A 22,039-nucleotide genomic window follows, 5' to 3' on the forward strand; every position below is an offset into this window, starting at 1 on the left:
CCGCACTCCTCGCCGCCAGCTCAATCCTCGCGGATCGGCAGCGCCGGCGTGTCCTTCACGGTCGCGATCACGATCCGCGACTGCACGTCCGACACCAGATCGTTGTTGAGCAGCTTCAGGCGCAGGAAGTCGTCGTAGTCCTTGATGTCGTCCGCGACGATCTTGAGCAGGTAGTCGACGGCGCCGGTGATGCGTTCGCAGATCACCACCTCCGGCCAGCGATTCACCATCCGGTCGAACTCCTCCATATTCTCGCGGCTGGGAATCGATAGCTTCACGAACGAATAGGACACGAAGGACAGCCCGACCTTTTCCCGGTCGATCAGCGCGGCGACCTGGCGCACGACGCCGGTTTCCTTGAGCTTCTTGATCCGCCGCCAGCACGGGGTCTGGCTCATGCCCGCCTGGCGGGCGATTTCCGCGATGGAGAGGGAGGCGTCGCGCTGGAGAATCTTCAGGACACGGATATCTCCCGGATCCAGGGTCGCTTTTCCCGGAATTGCCGCCAAGCCAGATCACTCTTCTCAAATGGGGTCGTCTTTCGGCAAGGATAGCACAGAAATTCCCGTAAAATCGAATGATCTTATTCGACGAATGCCGGATTGCGGCCTGCATCCGGCGGGACGTTCGGACTGCCTCCATTCCAGGTTGGATCCAATGGGCGGGCTCGTGCGTTCCTTGCAGATCATGAGATGTGGGGAGGCTGTATGACGGCGCACCCGACTTCGGTTACCTTGAGCGACAAGTACGATCTCGAGCGCGGCACCGTCTATATGACGGGGATTCAGGCGCTTCTGAGAATCGGTCTGGATCAGATCAGGGCCGATCGCGCCCGCGGCCACAGGACCGGCGGCTTCTATTCCGGCTATCGCGGCTCCCCGCTCGGCGGGCTCGATTCCCAGCTCGGACGGTCCCAGAAGCTGCTCGCAGCCCACGACATCGTCTTCAAGCCGGGCGTGAACGAGGAACTCGGCGCGACGGCGGTGTGGGGAACCCAGAAGGTGGGCCTGCACGGAAAAGGCTCCGACTTCGAGGGCGTCTTCGGCATCTGGTACGGCAAGGCGCCCGGCGTCGACAGGGCGAGCGATGCGCTCAAGCAGGCGAACGCCTCCGGGACGGCGCCGCTCGGCGGCTGTCTGGCGCTGTGCGGCGACGATCATCTGGCCAAGTCCTCCATCCTGCCCGCCCAGAGCGAGTTCGCGCTGCTCAACTTCGAGATGCCGTTCCTCAATCCGGCGGATCTGCAGGACGTTCTCGACTACGGCCTCTACGGCATTGCCATGTCACGCTTTTCCGGCCTGTGGACCGGGATCCCGTGCCTCGCCGACAGCATGGATTCCTCCGGTCTGGTGACGGTCGATCCGGAGCGCCTGGCGATCGTCACGCCTTCCGAGCACGATCCGCGAACCGAAGCCGACATCAACCGGGTCCTCCTTCTCAAGAACCGGCTGGAGACCGAGCGGGTCCTGCGCGAACACAAGCTGCCGGCGGCCCAGGCCTTCGTGCGCGCCAACGGTCTCGACAAGGTCGCGTTCGGGTCCCACCGGCCGCGCTACGGCATCGTGACGACCGGCAAGGCCTACCGCGACCTGCGCCAGGCCTTCGAGCTGCTCGGGATCGACGAGGAACACGCAAGGCGCATCGGTCTCGCCGTCTTCAAGGTGGCGATGCCCTGGCCGCTGGAGCCCTCGCGCTTCTCCGCCTTCGCCCGCGGCCTCGACCGGCTGATGGTCCTGGAGCACAAGCGCGCCTTCATGGAGCCGCAGATCAAGGACCTGCTCTACGGCTGGAGCGAGGATCAGCGGCCGCGGATCTGGGGCAAGAAGACCCCGGACGGCGCGCCGTTCCTGTCCGACCTTCTGGAACTGCAGCCCCAGGAGATCATCGAGGCGCTGCTGGCCTTCGTGCCTGAGGTCCAGGAAGACGGCAACATGCGCGGTGTCGCCGAGCGGCTCGTGATGCGTTCCGCTTGGGCCGGCGGTCACGCCGAGGCGGCCCAGCGGTCCGCCTATTTCTGCGCGGGCTGTCCGCATTCCTCGTCCACCGTGGTGCCGGAGGGGTCGCGCGCCCAGCCGGGCATTGGCTGCCATGCGATGACGGAGATCAACGGCCGGACCACCGACGGCCAGATCGCAATGGGCGGAGAGGGCGTGCTCTGGGTCGGTCAGGCGCCGTTCTCCAACGACACCCACATGTTCGTGAATCTCGGCGACGGGACCTATTTCCATTCCGGCATCCTGGCGATCCGCCAGGCCGTCGCCGCGAATGTGCCGATCACCTACAAGATCCTGTTCAATGACGCCGTGGCGATGACCGGCGGCCAGCCGTTCGACGGGCCGCTGTCGGTTCCGCAGATCTCCCGCCAGCTGGCGGCCGAGGGCGTGGAAAAGATCGTGGTGCTCTCCGAGCGGCCGCATCTCTACGAGGGCGTCCGGGATCTGGCGCCGGGAACGCCGGTGCACGACCGCGGCGAGATCATGCGGGTCCAGGAGGAGCTGCAGGAATATCCCGGCGTGTCGGCGATCATCTTCGACCAGACCTGTGCCGCGGAGAAGCGCCGCCGCCGCAAGAAGGGCGACTACGAGGATCCGGACAAGCGGCTGTTCATCAATCCGCGGGTCTGCGAGGGCTGCGGCGACTGCTCGGTTCAGTCCAACTGCATCGCGGTGGAGCCGCTGGAGACCGAGTTCGGCCAGAAGCGACGGATCAATCAGTCCAGCTGCAACAAGGACTATTCCTGCGTGAAGGGCTTCTGCCCGTCCTTCGTCTGGGTCGAGGGGGCGGAACTGGCGACGGCAGACGACGCCCACATCGACGTCGATGCGCTCGCCTCCAGGATTGCCATGCCGCGCCCCGATGCGCCGACCGACACCCGCAATCTCCTGATCGCGGGCATCGGCGGCATGGGAGTGACCACCGTCGGCGCGGTCCTGGCGATGGCCGGGCACATCGACGGGATCAACGTCTCCACCCTCGACGTGACCGGCCTTGCCCAGAAGAACGGGCCGGTGACGTCCCATGTCCGCTTCGCGCCCAAGGGCCGCGACATCGAGGGGCCGCGGGTTCCGACGGCGAGCCTGGATGTGCTTCTGGCCGCCGACATGCTGGTCGGCTGCTCCGCCGATGCGCTGAGCCTTGCCGACAGCGGCCGCACGCTCACGGTGGCCAACACCCATGTGGCGCCGACGGCGGAGTTCGTCATGAAGCAGACGCTCTCCTACCAGGAGGCGCGGCTGAAGAAGACGCTCCAGGACGGCAGCCGCGAGATGACGCCGGTCGATGCGGCCGATCTCGCCGAACGGCTGATGGGCGATACGCTCTACACCAACATGATCCTGGCCGGTGCCGCGTGGCAGAAGGGCGCGATCCCGCTCTCCTTCGAGGCGATCGAGACCGCGATCCGGCTGAACGGCGCGGCGGTCGAGAAAAACCTCAAGGCGTTCGCCGTGGGCCGCATCGCCGCGGCCGATCCGGACGCGCTCGCCGAGGCACTGCCGAAGGAGGAGCATCCGGAAGAGGAGACCCTCGACGAGCGCATCGACCTCCTGGCCGCCGAGCTCGTGCGCTATCAGGGACGCGGCTACGCCCGCCGCTTCCGCAAGCTGGTCGAGCGGGCCCGCGAAGCCGACGCCGAGCGCGGTCAGGGTGCCATGCGGTTCGCCCGCCTCGTCGCCGACAACCTCTACAAGGTGATGGCCTACAAGGACGAGTACGAGGTCGCGCGGCTCTATAGCGAGCCCGAGTTCCGCGAGCGTCTCAAGGACACCTTCAAGGAGCCCGGGCGGCTGTCGGTGATGATGGCGCCGCCGCTCCTGTCGCGTACCGACCCGGCGACAGGCCGGCCGAAGAAGCGTCCGTTCGGGCCGTGGATCTTCTCCGCGTTCCGCGTCCTTGCCGGCATGAAGCGCCTGCGCGGCACGCCGCTCGATCCGTTCGGCTACTCGTCCGAGCGCCGGGCGGAACGGGACCTGATCCGCCGCTACGTGGCGGATGTCGAACAGGCGATGGACAAGCTCGGAACGGCCAACTACGGGCTTCTGTGCGAGATCGCGCGGATCCCCGACCAGATCCGGGGCTACGGGCCGGTCAAACAGGCCAACATGGAGGCTGCCGACAAGAAGCGGGCGGCCCTGTTCGCCCAGCTCGGCGAGGCACCGGAAGGTGGCCCCGGCAACGCCGACACCGACAGGCGCGTAGTTCTGGAGGCGGCGGAGTAGGCGTCAGCCGCCGAAGCGCTCTGACCAGGTCGGCAGCACGTCGCCTTCGGCGGCAGTCGCCGCATAGACGCCGCGGGCGATCGCCCGTGCCAGTGTCGAGGCGGCGGCGGCGCCGATCTCGATCGGCTCGAACACGGGATCGGCAAGCGGCCGCGCGCCGGTCGACAGCGCGAACACCGTGTCCCCGTCATAGGGCGTGTGCGCCGGCCACAGCGCGCGCGCGAACCCGTCATGGGCCGCGATTGCGAGCCGCTTCGCCTGGGCCTTCGTCAGCGCGGCGTCGGTCGCCACCAGCGCGATGGTGGTGTTGGCGCCCGCCTTGAGCGCATCGAGCTTCGTCACCAGACGTCCGGCGTCTTCGGGGAGGGGATGCGGAAAGCCGAGCCCGCCGAACTCGCCGTACTGTTCGAACGCAGCCGCCCAGAAATGCGGCCCGCCCGCGATGTTGGCGGTTCCGACCGCGTTGACGCCGACGATCGCCGCCACGGTGTGACCGCTCGGCAGGACAGTCGAGGCCGAGCCGAGCCCGCCCTTCAGATCCGCGGTGGTGCAGCCGCAGCCGATGCCCACCGACCCGATCCTGAGATCGTCGCGTACAGCCGCGCGGACGGCCGCCTCGCCGAGCGCCCGGAACGGCGGCACCGGGCCCCAGTCCTTGTTGCCGCCGTTGGCCAGGTCGAACACGATCGCGGTCGGCACGATCGGCACTCGGAATCCCGCGACTTCCGCGCCGCGTCCCATCTCGGCAAGCGCGGACAGCGCCCCGTCCGCGGATGCGAGGCCAAATGCCGAGCCGCCGGACAGCACGATGGCGTCCACGGCCGGGATCATCTGTTCGGGGGCGAGGAGATCGGTTTCCCGGGTGCCGGGAGCGCCGCCGAGGACGGCGACGGAGGCCACGGCCGGTTCGTCCGGCACGATGGCGGTGACGCCGGTCTTGGCCTCGGCGTCTTCGACATGGCCGACCGAAAGGCCGGCCACGTCGGTCAGGTGATTGCGCGGACCCGGTTTCATGACGACCTCGTCGAGGCGGCGTCCGCGCGGATGCGGGAGCCTACTGATCGGATCCCGTCGAGCCGCTGGCGTCATCCGAAGCCGGGGCATCGTTCGCGGTGACATCGACCGAGAGAACGGTCGGCAGCGTCTGGGGCGCCATCATGGCGGTCCCGACGACCTGCGGCAGCGGCACGGGCTGGCCCGGACGGATCGCCACCTGCAGCGACTGCGGGTCGTTGAGGAACGTCTTCAGGGCCGACATGACCTGATCCTCGAACGGCTTGTTGTCGATGGTCTGCAGCGCGGCCTGGGCCTGGGCGACCATCTGGGAGATCAGTTCGTCCTTGTCGGTGCCCTGTTCTTCCGCGGTGTTCTCGAGCGCACGGTCGGTGATCGACATGTCGCGGAACGTCAGGCTCACGTCGACGATGCTGACGCCCTGAAGCACCTGCATCAGCTGGCTGAACTCCATCTGGTCGCTCTGCAGCTTCTCGATCACCTCGGGCGTGACGCCGCTGAACTTTCCGTCCAGCGTCAGCGTGCCCATGTCCTCGGCGTCGATGGTGAACGTGTCCAGCGTCGCTTCGCCGGCTTCGGAGTCCCACTTGCCGGCCGCGTCGATGTTGATCACCACCTGGTCGTAGCCGAGCGCGGTCAGCCGCTCCTTCGTGTCGCCCTCTTCGAGACTGTCGGTCTTCAGGACCGCGCGTTCGACCGCCATCGTTCCGCCGCGCGGCTTGCCGTCGATCCGGTCCGTCACCTCGAGCATGATCTTGTCGATGGGCAGCGGCGCACCGTCCTCGTCGGTGAAGACGAGACCGTCGAACTCCGCCTTGTCGTAGTCGGCCACTTCGGAGACGGGCTTGCCCGCATCATCGCCGCTGTCGGAGGTCGGGAAGGTCGGTTTGACGATGTTGCCTGAGGCGACGCTCACGGTCATCTGGCTGTCCCGCTCGGTCAGCTCGATGCCATCGAGATTGATCTCGTCGGCCGACAGAACGTCGTCGCCGTCGAGCGAACCGTTGACGATCTCGATCGTCTTCACGGTGGCGGTGCCAGCGCCGTCCTCGTTTTCGTACTCGATCTTCAGGTCGCTGATCGTGAGGGTGTCGCCGTCCTCAGACACGTTGCCGTAGGTGACGTCCCCGGTGTCCTCGGCCTCGACCGAGCGCAGGAAGGCGTCGGCAACGTCGTTGCCCGACTTTTCGAAGGCGAGGGAGGGTTGGGTGAACGCAAGCAATGCCGTAAGCGCTGCGATACCGGAAACCCGCGTTGCAACGAACATATCGGTGATCCCCGATTCGTGGTGGGTTGAAAGGCGAGCCGCTCGGCCTCGATCAGGGCCAAGAAGTTCCCGCCAATGTGGTCGACGTCGCCTGACAGGGCAAGCCATGCGCACTGTTTTGTCAGTGATGCGTGTCACAGGCTTGACGTGGCTCGCCGCGCCGGCCAACCGTCCAGTCGCGGATTCGCCGACGGGCGTCCAGGCGCCCTGCGCCGGCAGCGCGATGGCTTGCAAATCGGTGGAAAATCCGGGTCGAACGCTTCGGCTTCGGACCGGCGCAAGGCGCCGGACAGACGGGAAGAGGGACGGTGCGCACAATGACTGAACGATCCTGCCTCGCCATCGTTCTGGCTGCCGGCGAGGGTACGCGAATGCGCTCCGCGACGCCGAAAGTGCTGCATCCCATCGCGAACCGCCCGATGATCGCGCATGTGCTGGAAACGGCCCGGCAGTCCGGCGTCGGCCGGCGCGCCGTCGTGGTCGGCCACGGGGCCGAGCGGGTCCGTGAGGCGGTCTCGCAGATCGATGCGGCGGTCGAACTCTGCGAACAGACGGAACGGCGCGGCACGGCCCACGCCGTGCTCGCCGCGGCCTCGGCCGTGACGCCCGACCTGCACGATATTGTGATCCTTTACGGCGACGTTCCCCTGGTCCGGCCGGAGACGGTCGGCCGGCTGCGGGCCGCCCTTGCCGACGGCGCAGACCTCGTCGTGCTCGGCTTCGAAGCGGCGGACCCGACCGGCTACGGGCGCCTGATCCTTGAACAGGACCGGCTCGTAGCGATCCGCGAGGAAAAGGACGCAACTGCCGCGGAGCGGGCCATCCGCCTGTGCAATTCCGGCATGATGGCGGTTCGCGCCGACCGGCTGCTTCCGCTGCTTTCCCGGATCGGCAACGACAACGCCAAGGGCGAATTCTACCTGACCGACGCGATCGAGATCGCCCATGCTGAGGGGCTGTCGGTCGTCGTGGAAACGGCTGACGAAACCGAGGTCACCGGCGTCAACGACCGGGTTCAGCTCGCCGCCGCCGAAGCGGTCTTCCAGCAGCACATGCGGACGGCCCTAATGGCGTTGGGCGTGTCGATGCAGGTGCCCGAGAGCGTCGTCCTGTCGGCGGACACGCAGATCGGCCAGGATAGCGTGATCGAACCCTACGTGGTGTTCGGACCGGGCGTCTCGGTGGGCGAGGGCGCGCACGTTCGCGCCTTCAGCCATCTGGAAGGCACCCAGGTCGACTCCGGCGCCGTGGTGGGGCCATACGCGCGCATCCGCCCGGGCAGCCGGATCGGTCCGGGCGCGCGGGTCGGCAATTTCGTCGAACTCAAGAACGCGACGCTCGGCGAGGGCGCCAAGGTCAACCATCTCACCTATGTGGGCGACGCCGGGATCGGCTCGCGGGCGAACATCGGCGCCGGCACGATCACCTGCAACTATGACGGCATGCGCAAGCACCGCACCGAGATCGGCGAGGGCGCCTTCATCGGCTCCAACTCCGCGCTGGTCGCGCCGGTCTCCATTGGGGATCAGGCCTATGTCGGGACGGGCAGCGTGATCACCGAGGACGTTCCGGCCGGATCGCTGGCGATCGCGCGCGAGCGTCAGGTGACCAAGCCGGACCGGTCGCCCCTGGCTGCCAAGAAGCCAACCGGGTGACGCGGTCGGCGGTCACATTCCGAAACCTGGATTGATTCCCGTTCGCCAGGACCGAGCGGATAGAAACCGCAGGCGGTTGATGCGTTCGATTCGAACCGGTGAAAGGATTTCATATGTGCGGAATTTTCGGCGTTCTCGGTAGTGAGCCTGCCGCTCCCCGGCTGCTCGATGCCCTCAAGCGCCTGGAGTACCGCGGCTATGATTCCGCCGGCATCACCACCCTGGACGAGAGCGGCCGGCTTGGACGCCGGCGTGCGGCCGGCAAGCTTCGCAATCTGGAGAAGGCCCTGGACGCCGAGCCGCTTTCGGGGACGACCGGTATCGGCCACACCCGCTGGGCGACCCATGGGGCGCCGACGGTCAACAACGCTCATCCGCACATCGCCGGCCGGGTGGCGGTGGTCCACAACGGCATCATCGAAAACTACCGCACGCTGCGCGACGAGCTGATGGCCCGGGGCGTCAAGCCGGAGAGCGATACGGACACCGAGCTCGTCGCCCATCTGGTCGAGGCCGCGCTTGCCGCCGGCCTGTCGCCGAAGGAGGCGATCGGCGCGACGCTGGGCAAGCTGCAGGGCGCCTATGCGCTCGCCATCCTGATCGAGGGCGAGCAGGATCTGATCGCGGCCGCCCGCGCCGGCAGCCCGCTCGCCATCGGTCTGGGCGAGGAGGGAACCTATCTGGGTTCCGACGCCATCGCGCTCGCCCCCTTCAGCGACCGCCTGATCTACATGGAAGAGGGCGACTGGGCGCTTCTCAGCCGCGGCGGGGTGGAGATCTTCGACGAGGCCGGAGAGCCGGTCGAGCGCGCGATCGTGGCGACACCGGTGAGCATCTCCATGGCGGAGAAGGGCAACTACCGCCACTTCATGGCCAAGGAGATCCACGAGCAGCCGGAGGTGCTCGGCCATACGTTCGGGCACTATCTGGACCTGGCTCAGGAGTCGCTCCGCTTCGGGGCGGCCGAGGGGATCGATTTCGCCAATGCGACCCGGATGACGATCGCCGCCTGCGGCACCGCCTACTATGCCGGTCTGGTGGCCAGATACTGGTTCGAGCGGGTGGCGGGCCTGCCGATCGACATCGATGTCGCCTCCGAATTCCGCTACCGGGAAGCGCCGCTCACGCCCGGTCAGCCGGCGCTCTTCGTGTCCCAGTCCGGTGAGACGGCCGATACGCTGGCGTCCCTGCGGTACTGCCGTGCGGGCGGCCAGAAGATCGCCAGCATCGTCAACGTCGCCTCCTCGACCATCGCCCGCGAATCCGACGTCGTCCTGCCGACGCTCGCCGGCCCGGAGATCGGGGTCGCGTCCACCAAGGCCTTCACGTGCCAGCTCGCCGTGCTGGCGGCACTGGCGGTGCACGCGGCCCACGCGCGCGGCCGCCTGTCCGAGGACGAGGTGCGCGAGCATGTCGGGATCCTGGCGGAGGCGCCGGGCTATGTGGCCGACGCGCTGCGCCTCGAGGCCGGCATCGAGCGCGTCGCCCGGGACCTCTCCCATGCCTCCAACGCGCTCTATCTCGGCCGCGGCACCAATCTGCCGCTCGCGTTGGAAGGCGCGCTGAAGCTGAAGGAAATCTCCTACATCCATGCCGAAGGCTACGCGGCCGGAGAGCTCAAGCACGGCCCGATCGCGCTGATCGACGAGGACATGCCGGTGATCGTCATCGCGCCCCATGACGCCGTTTTCGAGAAGGTCGCGTCCAACATTCAGGAAGTCGCGGCCCGCGGCGGGCGCATCATCCTGATCACCGACGAGCGCGGTGCCGAAGAAGTCGGCACCCAGTCCGCCGAGACCATCGTGATGCCCACCGTCCCGCCAATGATCGCCCCGATCGCCTATGCGGTGCCGCTGCAGCTGCTGTCCTACCATGCGGCCGTCTTCGCCGGCACGGACGTGGACCAGCCGCGGAATCTGGCGAAATCGGTCACCGTCGAATAAGGCGACGCGCCCTGTGTGCGTCTCCGGGCGGACGCAAAAAAATGTTGCTGGCCTTTGTCTTGCTTCTCCTATTTCTAGGGGAGAGCGTTTTGCGCGCAGGTGCTTCGGTCGAGTCGGGCGTCGACCGGCCGCAGCAGCCTCCGCCGGCCGGAGATGACGTCGTCCATGCAGAAGAGATCGCGTGGCAAGGGGCGCGAGCCCAGCCCGAAGCAGGGCAACTCGCTCTGGGCGCGTCTGCGCAACTACTTCCTGACGGGCGTGGTGTTCGCCGCGCCGCTCACGATCACGGTCCTTCTGACCTGGACCTTCGTGAAGTGGGTGGACGCCTGGGTGAAGCCGTTCATTCCGGCGCGCTACAATCCGGACACCTATCTGAGCTTCCCGGTGCCCGGCATCGGCCTCATCGTGGCCCTGGTCGGGCTGACCCTGCTGGGTTTCCTGACCGCCAATATCTTCGGACGCACGGTCTTGTCCTTCGGCGAGCAGATGCTCAACCGGATGCCGCTCGTCCGCAATCTTTACAAGGCCTTGAAGCAGATCTTTGAGACGGCGCTTTCGGAACGCGGGCGCTCGTTCCAGCAGGCCGGCCTGATCGAATATCCGCGCAAGGGCATCTGGTCGATCGTCTTCATCGCCACCCAGGCGAAGGGCGAAGTGGCGCACCGTCTCTCCAACGCCGACGACGGCGCGGACGACGAGGAGTATATCTCCGTCTTCCTGCCGACCACGCCGAATCCGACCTCCGGCTTCCTGCTCTATCTGCCCGAAAGCGACGTTCTGCCCCTCGACATGAGCGTCGAGGACGCCGCCAAGCTGGTGATTTCGGCCGGTCTGATCACGCCGGATTACGAAGTGCCCGCCGTCCGGGAGACGACCCAGCAGCTGGCGCTCGCCGCCGGTGTGGACGTCGACGGCGAGGCGCGGGAAGAAGGCGGCGACGACGAACCCGATCAGCCGGCGCGCAGCAGCCGGACCGCCTCGTCGCGCTCGAACAGATAGAGCAGCAGCCGCAGCGCCTTGCCCCGCGCGCTGGTCAGCTCCGGATCGGTCTCGATGACCAGGCGTGCGTCGTCGTGCGCGGCGGCGATCAGCTCGCCCTGGAGTTCCGGCACGGCCAGATGGAAGCCCGGCAGGCCGCTCTGGCGCGTGCCGAGGATTTCGCCTTCGCCGCGCAGGCGGAGGTCTTCTTCCGCGATCAGGAACCCGTCCTCGCTGTCGCGCATGACCGAAAGCCGGCCCTTCGCCGTCTCGCCGATCGGGGCCTTGTAGAGGAGCAGGCACACCGACCGCCGCTTGCCCCGGCCCACGCGCCCGCGGAGCTGGTGCAGCTGGGCCAGACCGAACCGCTCGGCGTGCTCGATCACCATGATCGTCGCGTCCGGCACGTCGACGCCGACTTCCACGACCGTGGTGGCGACCAGCACCTTGATGTCGCCGTCGCGGAACCGGGCCATCACGGCATCCCGGTCGGCCGGCTTCATCTTACCGTGGACAAGGCCCACGCTGTCGCCGAGGCGCTCGGTCAGCCGGGCATGGCGGTCCGTGACCGAGGTGAGGTCGACGACATCGGATTCTTCCACCAGCGGGCAGATCCAGTAGGCCTTCTCGCCGCGCGCGATGGCCGCCTCCAGCCGCTCCGCCACGTCGTCGATGCGGTCGAGCGGAACGGTCCGCGTGTCGACCGGCGTCCGCCCCGGCGGCTTCTCGGTCAGGCGCGAGACGTCCATGTCTCCGAACGTGGTCAGCACCAGCGTGCGGGGGATCGGCGTCGCCGTCATGACCAGCACGTCGCTGGACGGACCCTTGTCGGACAGCGCCAGCCGCTGATGGACGCCGAAGCGGTGCTGTTCGTCGACCACGACGAGCCCGAGATTGTGGAAGGCCACATCGTCCTGGAACATGGCGTGGGTGCCGATCGCGACATCCACGCTGCCCTCCGCGAGCCCGCGCCGTCCCTCCGCCCGCTCGGCCGCCGGCTGGGACCCGATCATCAGCCGGCAGGAGATGCCGAACCGGGCGAACATCGGCGCGATCGCCTCGAAATGCTGGCGGGCGAGCAGCGCGGTCGGGGCCATCAGGGCGGCCTGGGCGCCGCTCGTCACCACCATGGCGATGGTGATCAGCGCGACGGCGGTCTTGCCGGACCCGACGTCGCCCTGCAGCAGGCGCAGCATCCGGTGCGGCGCCTTCAGGTCGTCGGCGATCTCGGTGAGCGCCTCCGTCTGGGCATTGGTGAGCGCGAAGGGAAGGGCGGCGCGGATCTCGTCCACGCGCTCCTGCGGCCAGACCCGCTCCTTGCCAGCCTGCTTGCGGATCCGGCGCCGGATCAGGGCAAGCGCGAGCTGGCCGGACAGGAGCTCGTCATAGGCAAGCCGCAGCCGGGCCGGGGCGTCCGAGGCGAGGTCGGCCGGCTCGCTCGGCGTGTGCAGGCCCACGAGCGCTTCCCGAAACGAGGGAAACCCCCGCCGCGCAAGCCAGGACGGATCCTGCCATTCCGGCAGATCGGGCAGGGAGGCCAGTGCCGCCGCCATCGTCTTGCCGAGCATGCGTCCCGTCAGGCCTTCGCTCAGCGGATAGATCGGCTCGACCGCGGGCAGGCTCGCCTCGTCCTCCGGCGCGACCACGTGGTCCGGGTGAACCATCTGGGGCCGGCCGCCGTACCATTCGAGCTTCCCGGACACGATCCTGGTTTCGCCCTCCGTCAGGAGACGGCGCAGGAAATCGGGCTGGGCGCGGAAGAACACCAGGGCGAGTTCGCCGGTCTCGTCGTGGGCGAAGACGCGGTAGGGCGCACCCCGCCGCTTCGGCGCTTCGTGACGGCCGACGCGCACGGAAAGGGTCGCGATCGCCCCGTGGGGGGCGGTGGCGATCTCCGGCCGCGCCCGGCGGTCGAGCACGTCGACCGGGAGATGAAACAGGAGATCGACGACCCGCGGCGTGTCCTGACCGGTGCCGAGCAGGCGCTGATAAAGGCGCACCGTTTTGGTGCCGACGCCGGCAAGGTCGGTCAGGTCACGAAAAAAGGGATTGAGTTCGGTCGGTCGCATCGGGCATTCACGGGGTTTCCCGCGACGCGCCGACCGCAGCATGGAGCCGCGGGCCGATCGGCGCCTCGCATCTGACTGCGCAAGTACCATGTATGCGCGGGAAAGAAAGCGCACCGGTCGCCTGCAAAATTCGCAAGACGGCACGCCAACGGAGATTGTCGCGCCATGACCCTCCCGTTTCCGCGCCGTTTCGCGCGGGCAATTTTCGTTCAAAGTGACAGGGCAAGAAGGCCATGAGTGGAACCACGCGCTCCTCCGCCGACCTCGATCCGCGCCGGCGGCGCCTGCTCTTTCATGCCTGGCATCGCGGCACCCGTGAGATGGATCTGCTCCTGGGCCGGTTCGCCGACGAGACGATCAGTGACCTGACCGACGACGAATTGGAAGCCTTCGAGGCCCTGATGGGCGTTCCCGATCCCGAACTCTACGGATGGTTGGCCGGAAGCGCACCGATCCCGCCCAACTGGGACGGTCCGCTGCTGCGCCGTATCATCTCCTTCCACACCCCGACCTGATCCCGACCCTGGCCGCCATGTCCGCTCGCATCCTCGACAAGCCCTCCATCCGCCCGAGTTCAGGGCAGGCGATGACCGTCTCCAACGTGCCCGACGGGCTCGAGGGGTTCATCATCGGCGATCTCGCGCGCACGGGTCCGTCGGACAAGGCGTCGGTGCTGTTCGTGGCGCGCGACGGGCAGCGGCTGAGGGCGGTTCAGGAATCGCTCGCCTTCTTCGCGCCCGAGATCACCACGCTGGAGTTTCCGGCCTGGGACTGCATGCCCTACGACCGGGTCTCGCCGAACCCTGCGGTGCAGGCGCGGCGCATGGCAGCGCTGGCGAAGCTCGCCTCCAGACGCGCCGAGGACGTGCCGGCGGTCGTGCTGACCACGGCGAATGCCATCGTTCAGCGGCTGCCGGCCCGCAGCTGGATCGAAAGCGACGTCTGGTCGGCCGCCGCCGGCAACCTGATCGAGATGGAGAGTGTCGTCCGCTGGCTCGACGCCAACGGGTTCCTGCGCACGCCGACCGTGCGCGAGGCCGGTGAGTACGCGGTGCGCGGCGGCATCGTCGATCTCTATGCGCCGGGCAGCGACGCGCCGGTGCGGCTCGACTTCTTCGGCGACACGCTGGAGACGATCCGCCCGTTCGACCCGGAAACCCAGCGCACGACCGGCCAGTGGCGGCGCCTCGACCTGGTGCCGATGAGCGAGGTCGTGCTCGGCCCGGAGATCGTGACGCGCTTCCGCACCCGCTATCGGGAGCGTTTCGGCGCGCCGACCCGGGATGATCTCCTGTATCAGTCGGTGAGCGAGGGCCGCCGCCATCCCGGCATCGAGCACTGGATGCCGCTCTTCCACGAGAAGCTCGACACGCTGTTCGACTACGTGCCGGAGGCGGTCACGGTGTTCGATCAACTGGCCGACGATTCGGTCAGGACGCGGCTGGACGAGGTTGCCGATCACTACGAGGCCCGCCGGGAGGGCGTCGGCGCCGGGCAGGGCGGTGTGCCCTACAATCCGATCGAGCCGGAAAGCCTCTATCTGGTCGGAGACGAGCTGTCCGCCGCCTGCCTCGATGCGGGCCGCGTTCAGCTCACGCCGTTCTCGGTCCCCGAGACGAAGGAAACCGGCACGATCGTCGATGCCGGCGGCCGGGTCGGGCGGACCTTCGCGGCGGAGCGGTCGGCCGACGACGTCAACGTGTTCGACGCGCTGGTGAAGCACGTCCGCAGCCTCCAGAAGGCGAAGAAGCGCGTCGTGATCGCCGCCTGGAGTCTCGGGTCGCGCGAGCGCCTGCAGCAGGTTCTGAGCGATCACGAACTGGAAAAGGTGACGCCGGTCAACGACTGGAGCGAGGCCCAGGCGCTGCCGGCGGGCACCACGGCTCTGGCGGCGCTCGGGATCGAGGCGGGCTTCGAGACCGAGACGCTGTCGGTCATCGCCGAGCAGGACGTCCTCGGCGACCGGCTGGTGCGGGGCAAGCGCCGCAAGCGGTCCAACGCCGATGTCCTGACCGAGGCGGCGAGCCTGGCGGAAGGCGATCTCGTCGTTCACGCCGACCACGGCATCGGCCGGTTCATCGGCCTGAAGACCATCGAGGCGGCGGGCGCGCCCCACGACTGCCTCGAACTCGCTTATCACGGCGGCGACAAGCTGTTCCTGCCGGTCGAGAATATCGAACTTCTGTCGCGCTACGGCTCCGACGAGGCCGAGGCCCAGCTCGACCGGCTGGGCGGCGGCGCCTGGCAGGCGCGCAAGGCGCGGATGAAGCAGCGCATCCGCGAGATGGCGAACCAGCTCATCAAGATCGCGGCGTCCCGCGCCATGCGCTCCGCCCCGCCGATCGAGATGCCGTCGGGCGTCTACGACGAGTTCGCGGCCCGGTTCCCCTACGAGGAGACCGAGGATCAGCTGGCCGCCATCGATGCGGTGTCGGAGGATCTGGCCGCCGGCAAGCCGATGGATCGTCTGGTGTGCGGCGACGTCGGGTTCGGCAAGACGGAAGTCGCCCTGCGCGCAGCCTTCATGGCCGCCATGAGCGGCCGTCAGGTGGCGGTGGTCGTGCCGACGACGCTTCTGGCCCGGCAGCATTTCAAGACATTCCAGGAGCGCTTCCACGGTCTGCCGATCCAGGTCGCCCAGGCGTCCCGGCTGGTCGGCACTAAGGAAATGAGCCAGGTCAGGGCCGGGCTCGCCGACGGCTCCATCGACATCGTGGTCGGAACCCATGCCCTGCTCGGCAAGACGATCAAGATGCGCGATCTCGGCCTTCTGATCATCGACGAGGAGCAGCACTTCGGCGTCAAGCACAAGGAGCGGCTGAAGGAGCTGAAGGCCGAGGTCCACGTGCTGACGCTGTCGGCGACGCCGATCCCGCGGACGCTGCAGCTCGCGCTCACCGGTGTCCGGGAACTCTCCCTGATCGCGACCCCGCCGGTCGACCGTCTGGCGGTGCGCACCTTCGTGTCCCCGTTCGACCCGCTCGTCGTCCGCGAGACCCTGCTGCGCGAGCGCTATCGCGGCGGCCAGGCCTTCTATGTCTGTCCGCGCGTGTCCGATCTCGCCGAACAGAAGGCGTTCCTGGACGAGACCGTGCCGGAGGTGAAGGTCGCCGTTGCCCACGGTCAGATGGCGCCGAGCGAGCTCGAGGACATCATGACCGCCTTCTACGAGGGCAAGTACGACGTCCTGCTCTCCACCACGATCGTGGAATCCGGTCTCGACATTCCGAGCGCCAACACGCTGATCGTGCACCGGGCCGACATGTTCGGACTGGCCCAGCTCTATCAGCTGCGCGGACGCGTCGGCCGCTCCAAGCAGCGCGCCTACGCGCTGTTCACGGTCCCGGCCGAGAAGAAGCTAACCCCGTCCGCCGAGCGCCGGCTGAAAGTGCTGCAGTCCCTCGACACGCTCGGCGCCGGCTTCCAGCTCGCCAGCCACGACCTCGACATCCGCGGCGCCGGCAATCTGCTCGGCGAGGAGCAGTCCGGCCATATCAAGGAGGTCGGCTACGAACTCTATCAGCAGATGCTGGAGGAGGCGGTTGCCAGCCTGAAGAGCGGCGAGGACGAGACCGACGAGCACGAATGGTCGCCGCAGATCGCCGTCGGGTCTCCGGTGATGATCCCGGAGAGCTACGTCCCGGACCTGTCGCTGCGGCTGTCCCTCTACCGCCGGCTGGCGGACCTGACCGAGGCGGACGAGATCGATGCGTTTGCGGCCGAACTCGTCGACCGCTTCGGCCCGATCACCGAGGAGGTCGAGGCGCTCCTGAAGATCGTCTACATCAAGGGGCTCTGCCGCCGGGCGAATGTCGAGAAGGTCGATGCGGGACCGAAGGGGCTGGTCATCGGCTTCCGCGGCAACGAGTTCCCCAACCCGCAGGCGCTCGTCGGCTACATTTCCCAGCAGGGGACGCTGGCCAAGATGCGGCCGGATCACCGGCTGGTCCTGCAGCGTGACTGGCCGAGCGCCGACGATCGGCTGAAGGGCACCGCGACAATCCTGTCGAAGCTGGCCAAGCTCGCCGACGACGGGCGCAAGCAGGCGGCGTGAGTGGGGCGTTCGGGTCGTCACGATGCCGTCACCGGGCTCGGGAATCCCTGTGCAAGCTCCACACGCTAGGATAGGCCGCTGATAGGGTTCCGAGCGGGCCTGAGGCCGTGCCCCATCCCGGGCGTCCGTTCCGCTGGACTCCGGGCGCGATCTGGGGACACATCGTCGGCGACAGTGAGGTGATGCGTATGGCCGGCCTTCCAAGACGTCGCGCGCTTTTTGCAGCCGTCGCGGTGTCGCTTCTTCTCGGCGGTTGCGGCGGGCGCCCGGAAGGCGTCCTGATCCCGTTCGACGGGCCCGTCACCGGTACCAGCATCGTCGACATGGTGGTGGCCACCACCCGCGTCCCCGACGAGGACCAGCCCGGCATCCTGTACACCGGCGAGCGCGGCGAGATGTCGTTCGCCGAAATTTCCGTCTCCGTCCCGCCGGAGAGCGCCCGCAAGACCGGCGAGATCCAGTGGCCGTCCAAGCTGCCGCCGAACCCGGAAACCGATTTCGTCACCGTCGGCGCCGATCGCATCGATGAGAAGCAGGCGTTCGCGCGGGTCAATGCGATGGCGCGCTCGGTCGAGGGCCGGCACGTGCTCGTGTTCATCCACGGCTACAACAACCGCTTCGAGAGCGCGGTCTACCGGCTGGCCCAGATCGTCCACGATTCCGGCGCGCCGGTCGCCCCCGTCCTGTTCACGTGGCCCTCGCGCGGCAATCTGGTCTCCTACACCTACGACCGGGAGAGCGCGAACTACTCCCGCGACGCGCTGGAGCGGCTCCTGACCGAGCTTGCGAAGGATTCCTCCGTCGGCTCCATCAGCATCCTGTCCCATTCGATGGGCAACTGGGTGACGCTGGAGGCGTTGCGCCAGATGGCGATCCGCAACGGTCGGATCGCCCCGAAGATCCACGACGTGATGCTGGCCGCGCCCGACGTGGATGCCGACGTCTTCCGCACCCAGATCGCCGTGTTCGGCAAGTCCAAGCCGACCTTCACCATCTTCGTCTCCCGCCGGGACAAGGCGCTGGCCGCCTCCAAGCGGGTGTGGGGCGGCATGCCGCGCATCGGCGCGATCGACCCGACGGAAGAGCCCTACCAGGAAGAACTTCAGCGGGCCGGCTTCTATGTCGTCGACCTGACCGACGAAAGCTCATCCGACCGGCTGGGTCACAACACCTTCGCAGCCAGCCCGCAGGCTGTGCAACTGATCGGCCGGCAGCTCGCCACCGGTCAGGACCTCAACACGTACGATATCGGGCTCGGCGACCGGGTCGGCGACCTGGCGACCGCCACCGGCGCCAATATCGGCGCGGCTGCCGGACTGGTCGTCACCGCGCCCATCGCGATCGTCGATCCCGATACCTGGGAAAGCTACGACGACCGCGTGGAAGCATGGGGCGAGTCCGTTCAGAGCACGCTGGAAAGCACGGTTCCAACGGACGGCAAGGCGCGCGAGAAGCCGGACGGGGTGGAAAACCTCAGCGACTGACCGGCCGTGCCTGACGCGGTCCGGCTAGCCCCGGTGGAGGGCGCAGAGCTTGTTGCCGTCGGGGTCGCGCACATAGGCGATGTAGATCGAGCCCATGCTGCTGTCGCGTGCGCCGGGCGGGTTCTCGATCGATGTGCCGCCATGGGCGACCGCGGTATCGTGAAATTCGTGCACCTGCTCCGGCGAAGCGCAGGCGAACCCGATCGTGCCGCCGTTGCCGAAGCTCGCCGCCTCGCCGTTGATCGGCTGTGTCACGCAGAAGGTGCTGCCGGCGTGCCGGTAGAACAGCCGGATCTGACCCGTCGCGTTGGTGTTGCGCATGGGCTCGCCGGCCCCGAGCGTGCCGAGGACCGCATCGTAGAAGCGCTTTGAGCGTTCGATGTCGTTTGATCCAATCATGACGTGACTGAACATGCGGTCCTTTCCTTTCGTCCGAGCCGTCGGGGACAATCCGTTGTCGGTCCAACCGGGGGAGGGATCAAGCGGATCTCCGCGCCGGGAGTCGCAAGAGTTCGACGGTCCCGTCCGGACGATCGCGCCAAAGGGCCGGTCAGGCCGTTCCCGATCCTTCCGGCCCGCCTTCTGTCGGCGGACGCACGCCGGCCTGACGCTCCTGGTAGGACTGGCGGATGGCATCGGCGATGACGGAAGCGTCCTGGGCGCCGAGCACCGCATAGCGGTTGTCGACGATGAAGCAGGGGACGCCCGTCACGCCGATCTGCTGGGCGACGGAGATCTCCTCCTCCACGGCGCCCCGGTCGGCGTCGCTGGAAAGCAGTTGCTCGACGACCGCCGGGTCCATACCGGCTTCGCGGGCGGCCTGAATGAGGGTCTCGTGGGCGCCGATGTCCGCACCCTCCAGGAAATAGAGCGAGAACAGCCGTTCCACGAGCGGGGTCTGGACCCCCTCGATGCCGGCCCAGCGGATGACGCGATGGGCATCGATCGTGTTGGGCGAGCGGGCGATCTTCTCGAAGGCGAACGGAATGCCTTCCGCCTCGCCGGCCTCCCGGATCTGGTCGTAGACCTGCTCTGCTTCTTCCGGACCGCCGAACTTCTCCTCCAGATAGGCCTGCCGGTCCTTGCCCTCGGGCGGAAGGGTGGGGTCTAGTTGGAACGGGCGCCAGTTCACCTCGATGTCGATTTCCGGAAGCTGGGCGATGGCGCGCTCCAGGCGGCGCTTGCCGATGAAGCACCACGGGCACATCACGTCGGAAATCGTGTCGATGGTGATCGGCTGAATGGCCTGGGTGTCCGTCACGGGCGATGCCTTTCGCTGGAAGGGACGGGAAATCGTCTGCCCCCGAACGTGGGGACGATCGGCTCTGGCTGCAAATCCGGACCCGCCGGCGCGGCCGAGGCGAGGCGGCGGCGGCGGTCTATTCCGCCGCCTTCGCCCACCACGTGTCGGGTTCCGCGCCGGTCAGGCTGGGCTCGTCCGGGTGCTGGATCCGGCTCCAGCGCGCGATCCACTGATCCGGCGAGTGGTAGAGCGGCAGCACATAGAAGCCGGAGAGCAGGACCCGGTCCAGGGCACGCACGGCGTTGACGAAATCCTCCCGCGTGCGCGCGGCGAGCATCTCCTGGATCATCGCATCGATCGCCGGATCGCTGGCACCGGTGTAGTTGAACGAGCCCTGGGCGTCGGCGGTCAGCGAACTCCAGCGGTAGAGCTGCTCGTTGCCCGGTGACAGCGAGGACGGCCAGGCCGCCCGGATCACGTCGAAATCGAAACTCTGCAGACGGGCCTGGTACTGGGCGCTGTCGACATAGCGAACGTTGATGGTGATGCCGACCGGCTTCACCAGCCGCTGATAGGCGAGCGCCAGGCGTTCGTCCTCGCGTGTCGTGACCAGGATCTCGAAGGCAAGCGGTTCGCCGGTGGTCTGGTTGATCAGCCGGCCGTTCTCGATGCCGTAGCCGGCCTCCCTGAACAGCGCCAGCGCCTCGCGCATGTTGGTCCGGTCCCGGCCCGATCCGTCGCTCTGCGGCGGGCGCCAGGTACCTTCCAGGATGTCGTCCCGCACGGCATCGGGGTAGGGGGCCAGGAGGTCCCGTTCGTGGGCGCTGGCCGGACGCCCGGTCGAGGCCAGTTCGGAGTTCTGGAAATAGCTGGCCGTGCGGTCGAACTGGCCGTGGAGAAGGTTGGCGTTGATCCACGGGAAATCGAACAGGTAGCCAAGGGCCTCGCGCACCCTCGGATCCTGGAATTTCGACCGGCGCGTGTTGAACGCGAAGGCGAACATGCCGCGCGGGGTCTCGGTGCGGATTTTCTCCGGCACCACGTCGCCTGCGGCCACGGCCGGAAATTCGTAGCCGGTGGCCCAACGGGTGGGGTCGGTCTCCAGGAAGGCGTCCAGAAGCCCCTTCTTGAAGGCCTCGAACTGGCTGGACTGATCGCGGAAATAGTCGAACCGCATGGTGTCAAAATTGAACCGCCCGCGGTTGATCGGCAGATCGCGGCCCCAGTAGTCGGCATCCCGCTTCAGCACCAGCCGCTTGCCCGGATCGACCGTGGCGACGGTGTAGGGGCCGCTGCCGACCGGCGGGTCCAAGGTCGTCCGGTCGAAGGTCTCGCGATCGATGGCGTGTTGCGGGAGAACCGGCATGAGCCCGAGGATCAGCGGCAGCTCCCGGTCGCTCGTGTCGGAAAACACGAACCGGACGCCGGCGTCGCCGACCCGTTCGATCCGGTCGACCTTCCGGTAGTAGGTGCGGTGGTTGGGCCGGCCTTTGTCGCGCAGAAGCTCGAACGAGAAGATCACGTCGTCGACGGTGACCGGCTCGCCGTCGGAAAAGCGCGCCTCCGGGTTCATGAAGAACGTGATGGAGTTGCGGTCCTCGGGCATCTCCACGCGTTCCGCCAGGAGGCCGTAGAGCGAGAACGGCTCGTCCCGGTTCCTTTCCAGGAGGCTTTCGTAGACGTTGTTGCCGTAGAACGGGTCGCGCAGCCCGACGGCGATTTCTCCCCGGGCGATGAACGGATTGAGGCTGTCGAACGATCCGAGCACGCCATAGGTCACGACACCGCCCTTGGGCGCATCCGGATTGGCATAGGGGAGGTGCTCGAAGTCGGCCGGAAGCGCCGGCGCTCCGTGCATGGCGATGCCGTGGCCCGGCTCGGCTTCCGCCGGGAGGGCCATCCCGGCCACGACGGAGACCGCTAGGGCAAGGGCGGGGAACAATCTGCGCACAGATCCGGCATGCGGGGCGGACGTCGGCATGGCGGCCACTCGAATCGCTGATCGGTTTGGGCTCATACCCGACAGACTTACCAGCCCGGGCACGATGACGCATCCGCGCGTTGAGTGACCAATCGGCAGGCACAACGGTGGTTACGGAGCAACACGTCACGTAA

At 67.7% G+C, this 22,039-nt stretch carries 14 protein-coding genes; 7 read left to right on the top strand and 7 right to left on the bottom strand.

Annotated features, from left to right (window positions below; all coding sequences use genetic code 11):
* Window positions 1-20: 20 nt before the first annotated feature.
* Window positions 21-509: an Lrp/AsnC family transcriptional regulator gene (locus J2S73_RS10525; protein ID WP_306885479.1), complete on the bottom strand. Its 489-nt coding sequence runs from the start codon at window positions 507-509 to the stop codon at window positions 21-23.
* Window positions 510-707: 198 nt separating this feature from the next.
* Here J2S73_RS10525 and J2S73_RS10530 point away from each other — a divergent pair, with 198 nt between their 5' ends.
* Window positions 708-4,217 (top strand): indolepyruvate ferredoxin oxidoreductase family protein, encoded by a 3,510-nt coding sequence (locus tag J2S73_RS10530; protein WP_306885480.1) that lies wholly within the window; start codon window positions 708-710, stop codon window positions 4,215-4,217.
* 3 nt (window positions 4,218-4,220) lie between these two features.
* Here J2S73_RS10530 and J2S73_RS10535 read toward each other — a convergent pair whose 3' ends face one another.
* Together J2S73_RS10535 and J2S73_RS10540 are read right to left on the bottom strand one after the other, a co-directional pair.
* Window positions 4,221-5,231 carry a P1 family peptidase gene (locus tag J2S73_RS10535; RefSeq protein WP_306885481.1) on the bottom strand — a complete coding sequence of 337 codons (1,011 nt, stop codon included), beginning with the start codon at window positions 5,229-5,231 and terminating at the stop codon, window positions 4,221-4,223.
* A 40-nt stretch (window positions 5,232-5,271) separates the two neighbouring features.
* On the bottom strand, window positions 5,272-6,498 hold the full coding sequence (locus tag J2S73_RS10540; protein WP_306885482.1) for an aq_1923 C-terminal domain: 1,227 nt from the start codon (window positions 6,496-6,498) through the stop codon (window positions 5,272-5,274).
* 317 nt (window positions 6,499-6,815) lie between these two features.
* On the opposite strand from J2S73_RS10540, the gene glmU reads away from it, so the two are divergent.
* From glmU to J2S73_RS10555, 3 genes are all read left to right on the top strand, one after another.
* Window positions 6,816-8,153 carry a bifunctional UDP-N-acetylglucosamine diphosphorylase/glucosamine-1-phosphate N-acetyltransferase GlmU gene (gene glmU, locus J2S73_RS10545; RefSeq protein ID WP_306885483.1) on the top strand — a complete coding sequence of 446 codons (1,338 nt, stop codon included), beginning with the start codon at window positions 6,816-6,818 and terminating at the stop codon, window positions 8,151-8,153.
* Window positions 8,154-8,266: 113 nt separating this feature from the next.
* Entirely contained in the window at window positions 8,267-10,096 is a 1,830-nt protein-coding gene (gene glmS / locus J2S73_RS10550; protein ID WP_306885484.1) for a glutamine--fructose-6-phosphate transaminase (isomerizing), read from the top strand.
* A gap of 165 nt (window positions 10,097-10,261) precedes the next feature.
* Window positions 10,262-11,095: a DUF502 domain-containing protein gene (locus tag J2S73_RS10555; RefSeq protein ID WP_306885485.1), complete on the top strand. Its 834-nt coding sequence runs from the start codon at window positions 10,262-10,264 to the stop codon at window positions 11,093-11,095.
* Here J2S73_RS10555 and recG read toward each other — a convergent pair.
* On the bottom strand, window positions 11,047-13,143 hold the full coding sequence (gene recG, locus J2S73_RS10560) for an ATP-dependent DNA helicase RecG (protein WP_306885486.1): 2,097 nt from the start codon (window positions 13,141-13,143) through the stop codon (window positions 11,047-11,049). The genes J2S73_RS10555 and recG overlap by 49 nt on opposite strands.
* Window positions 13,144-13,376: 233 nt before the next feature.
* Between recG and J2S73_RS10565 the strand changes: the two genes are divergently transcribed.
* The 3 genes from J2S73_RS10565 to J2S73_RS10575 all read left to right on the top strand — a co-directional run bounded on the left by J2S73_RS10565 (window position 13,377) and on the right by J2S73_RS10575 (window position 18,681).
* A complete protein-coding gene (locus J2S73_RS10565; protein WP_306885487.1) occupies window positions 13,377-13,658 on the top strand; it encodes an FAD assembly factor SdhE in 282 nt (93 codons plus the stop codon).
* Window positions 13,659-13,675: 17 nt separating this feature from the next.
* The gene (gene mfd / locus J2S73_RS10570; protein WP_306885488.1) at window positions 13,676-17,197 is read left to right on the top strand and encodes a transcription-repair coupling factor; all 3,522 of its coding nucleotides are present in this window, start codon (window positions 13,676-13,678) and stop codon (window positions 17,195-17,197) included.
* Between the two features lie 188 nt (window positions 17,198-17,385).
* Complete coding sequence (locus J2S73_RS10575; RefSeq protein WP_306885489.1) at window positions 17,386-18,681, top strand: alpha/beta hydrolase; 1,296 nt, start codon at window positions 17,386-17,388, stop codon at window positions 18,679-18,681.
* 24 nt (window positions 18,682-18,705) lie between these two features.
* Here J2S73_RS10575 and J2S73_RS10580 read toward each other — a convergent pair whose 3' ends face one another.
* The 3 genes from J2S73_RS10580 to J2S73_RS10590 all read right to left on the bottom strand — a co-directional run bounded on the left by J2S73_RS10580 (window position 18,706) and on the right by J2S73_RS10590 (window position 21,905).
* Window positions 18,706-19,095, bottom strand: coding sequence for a VOC family protein (locus J2S73_RS10580; RefSeq protein ID WP_306885490.1), 390 nt, complete (start codon window positions 19,093-19,095; stop codon window positions 18,706-18,708).
* Window positions 19,096-19,231: 136 nt separating this feature from the next.
* Window positions 19,232-19,942, bottom strand: coding sequence for a DsbA family oxidoreductase (locus J2S73_RS10585; protein ID WP_306885491.1), 711 nt, complete (start codon window positions 19,940-19,942; stop codon window positions 19,232-19,234).
* A 118-nt stretch (window positions 19,943-20,060) separates the two neighbouring features.
* Window positions 20,061-21,905 carry an extracellular solute-binding protein gene (locus tag J2S73_RS10590; RefSeq protein WP_306885492.1) on the bottom strand — a complete coding sequence of 615 codons (1,845 nt, stop codon included), beginning with the start codon at window positions 21,903-21,905 and terminating at the stop codon, window positions 20,061-20,063.
* Between the last annotated feature and the right edge of the window lie 134 nt (window positions 21,906-22,039).

Origin of the sequence: Amorphus orientalis, assembly GCF_030814015.1 — a bacterium.
Classification (GTDB): domain Bacteria; phylum Pseudomonadota; class Alphaproteobacteria; order Rhizobiales; family Amorphaceae; genus Amorphus; species Amorphus orientalis.

Coding starts and splice junctions, on each gene's coding strand:
- glmS (WP_306885484.1), top strand. CDS start 8,267: ATGTGCGGAATTTTCGGCGTTCTCGGTAGTGAGCCTGCCGCTCCCCGG.
- J2S73_RS10575 (WP_306885489.1), top strand. CDS start 17,386: ATGGCCGGCCTTCCAAGACGTCGCGCGCTTTTTGCAGCCGTCGCGGTG.
- J2S73_RS10580 (WP_306885490.1), bottom strand. CDS start 19,095: ATGTTCAGTCACGTCATGATTGGATCAAACGACATCGAACGCTCAAAG.
- J2S73_RS10565 (WP_306885487.1), top strand. CDS start 13,377: ATGAGTGGAACCACGCGCTCCTCCGCCGACCTCGATCCGCGCCGGCGG.
- glmU (WP_306885483.1), top strand. CDS start 6,816: ATGACTGAACGATCCTGCCTCGCCATCGTTCTGGCTGCCGGCGAGGGT.
- J2S73_RS10530 (WP_306885480.1), top strand. CDS start 708: ATGACGGCGCACCCGACTTCGGTTACCTTGAGCGACAAGTACGATCTC.
- J2S73_RS10535 (WP_306885481.1), bottom strand. CDS start 5,231: ATGAAACCGGGTCCGCGCAATCACCTGACCGACGTGGCCGGCCTTTCG.
- J2S73_RS10540 (WP_306885482.1), bottom strand. CDS start 6,498: ATGTTCGTTGCAACGCGGGTTTCCGGTATCGCAGCGCTTACGGCATTG.
- J2S73_RS10555 (WP_306885485.1), top strand. CDS start 10,262: ATGCAGAAGAGATCGCGTGGCAAGGGGCGCGAGCCCAGCCCGAAGCAG.
- J2S73_RS10590 (WP_306885492.1), bottom strand. CDS start 21,905: ATGCCGACGTCCGCCCCGCATGCCGGATCTGTGCGCAGATTGTTCCCC.
- recG (WP_306885486.1), bottom strand. CDS start 13,143: ATGCGACCGACCGAACTCAATCCCTTTTTTCGTGACCTGACCGACCTT.
- mfd (WP_306885488.1), top strand. CDS start 13,676: ATGTCCGCTCGCATCCTCGACAAGCCCTCCATCCGCCCGAGTTCAGGG.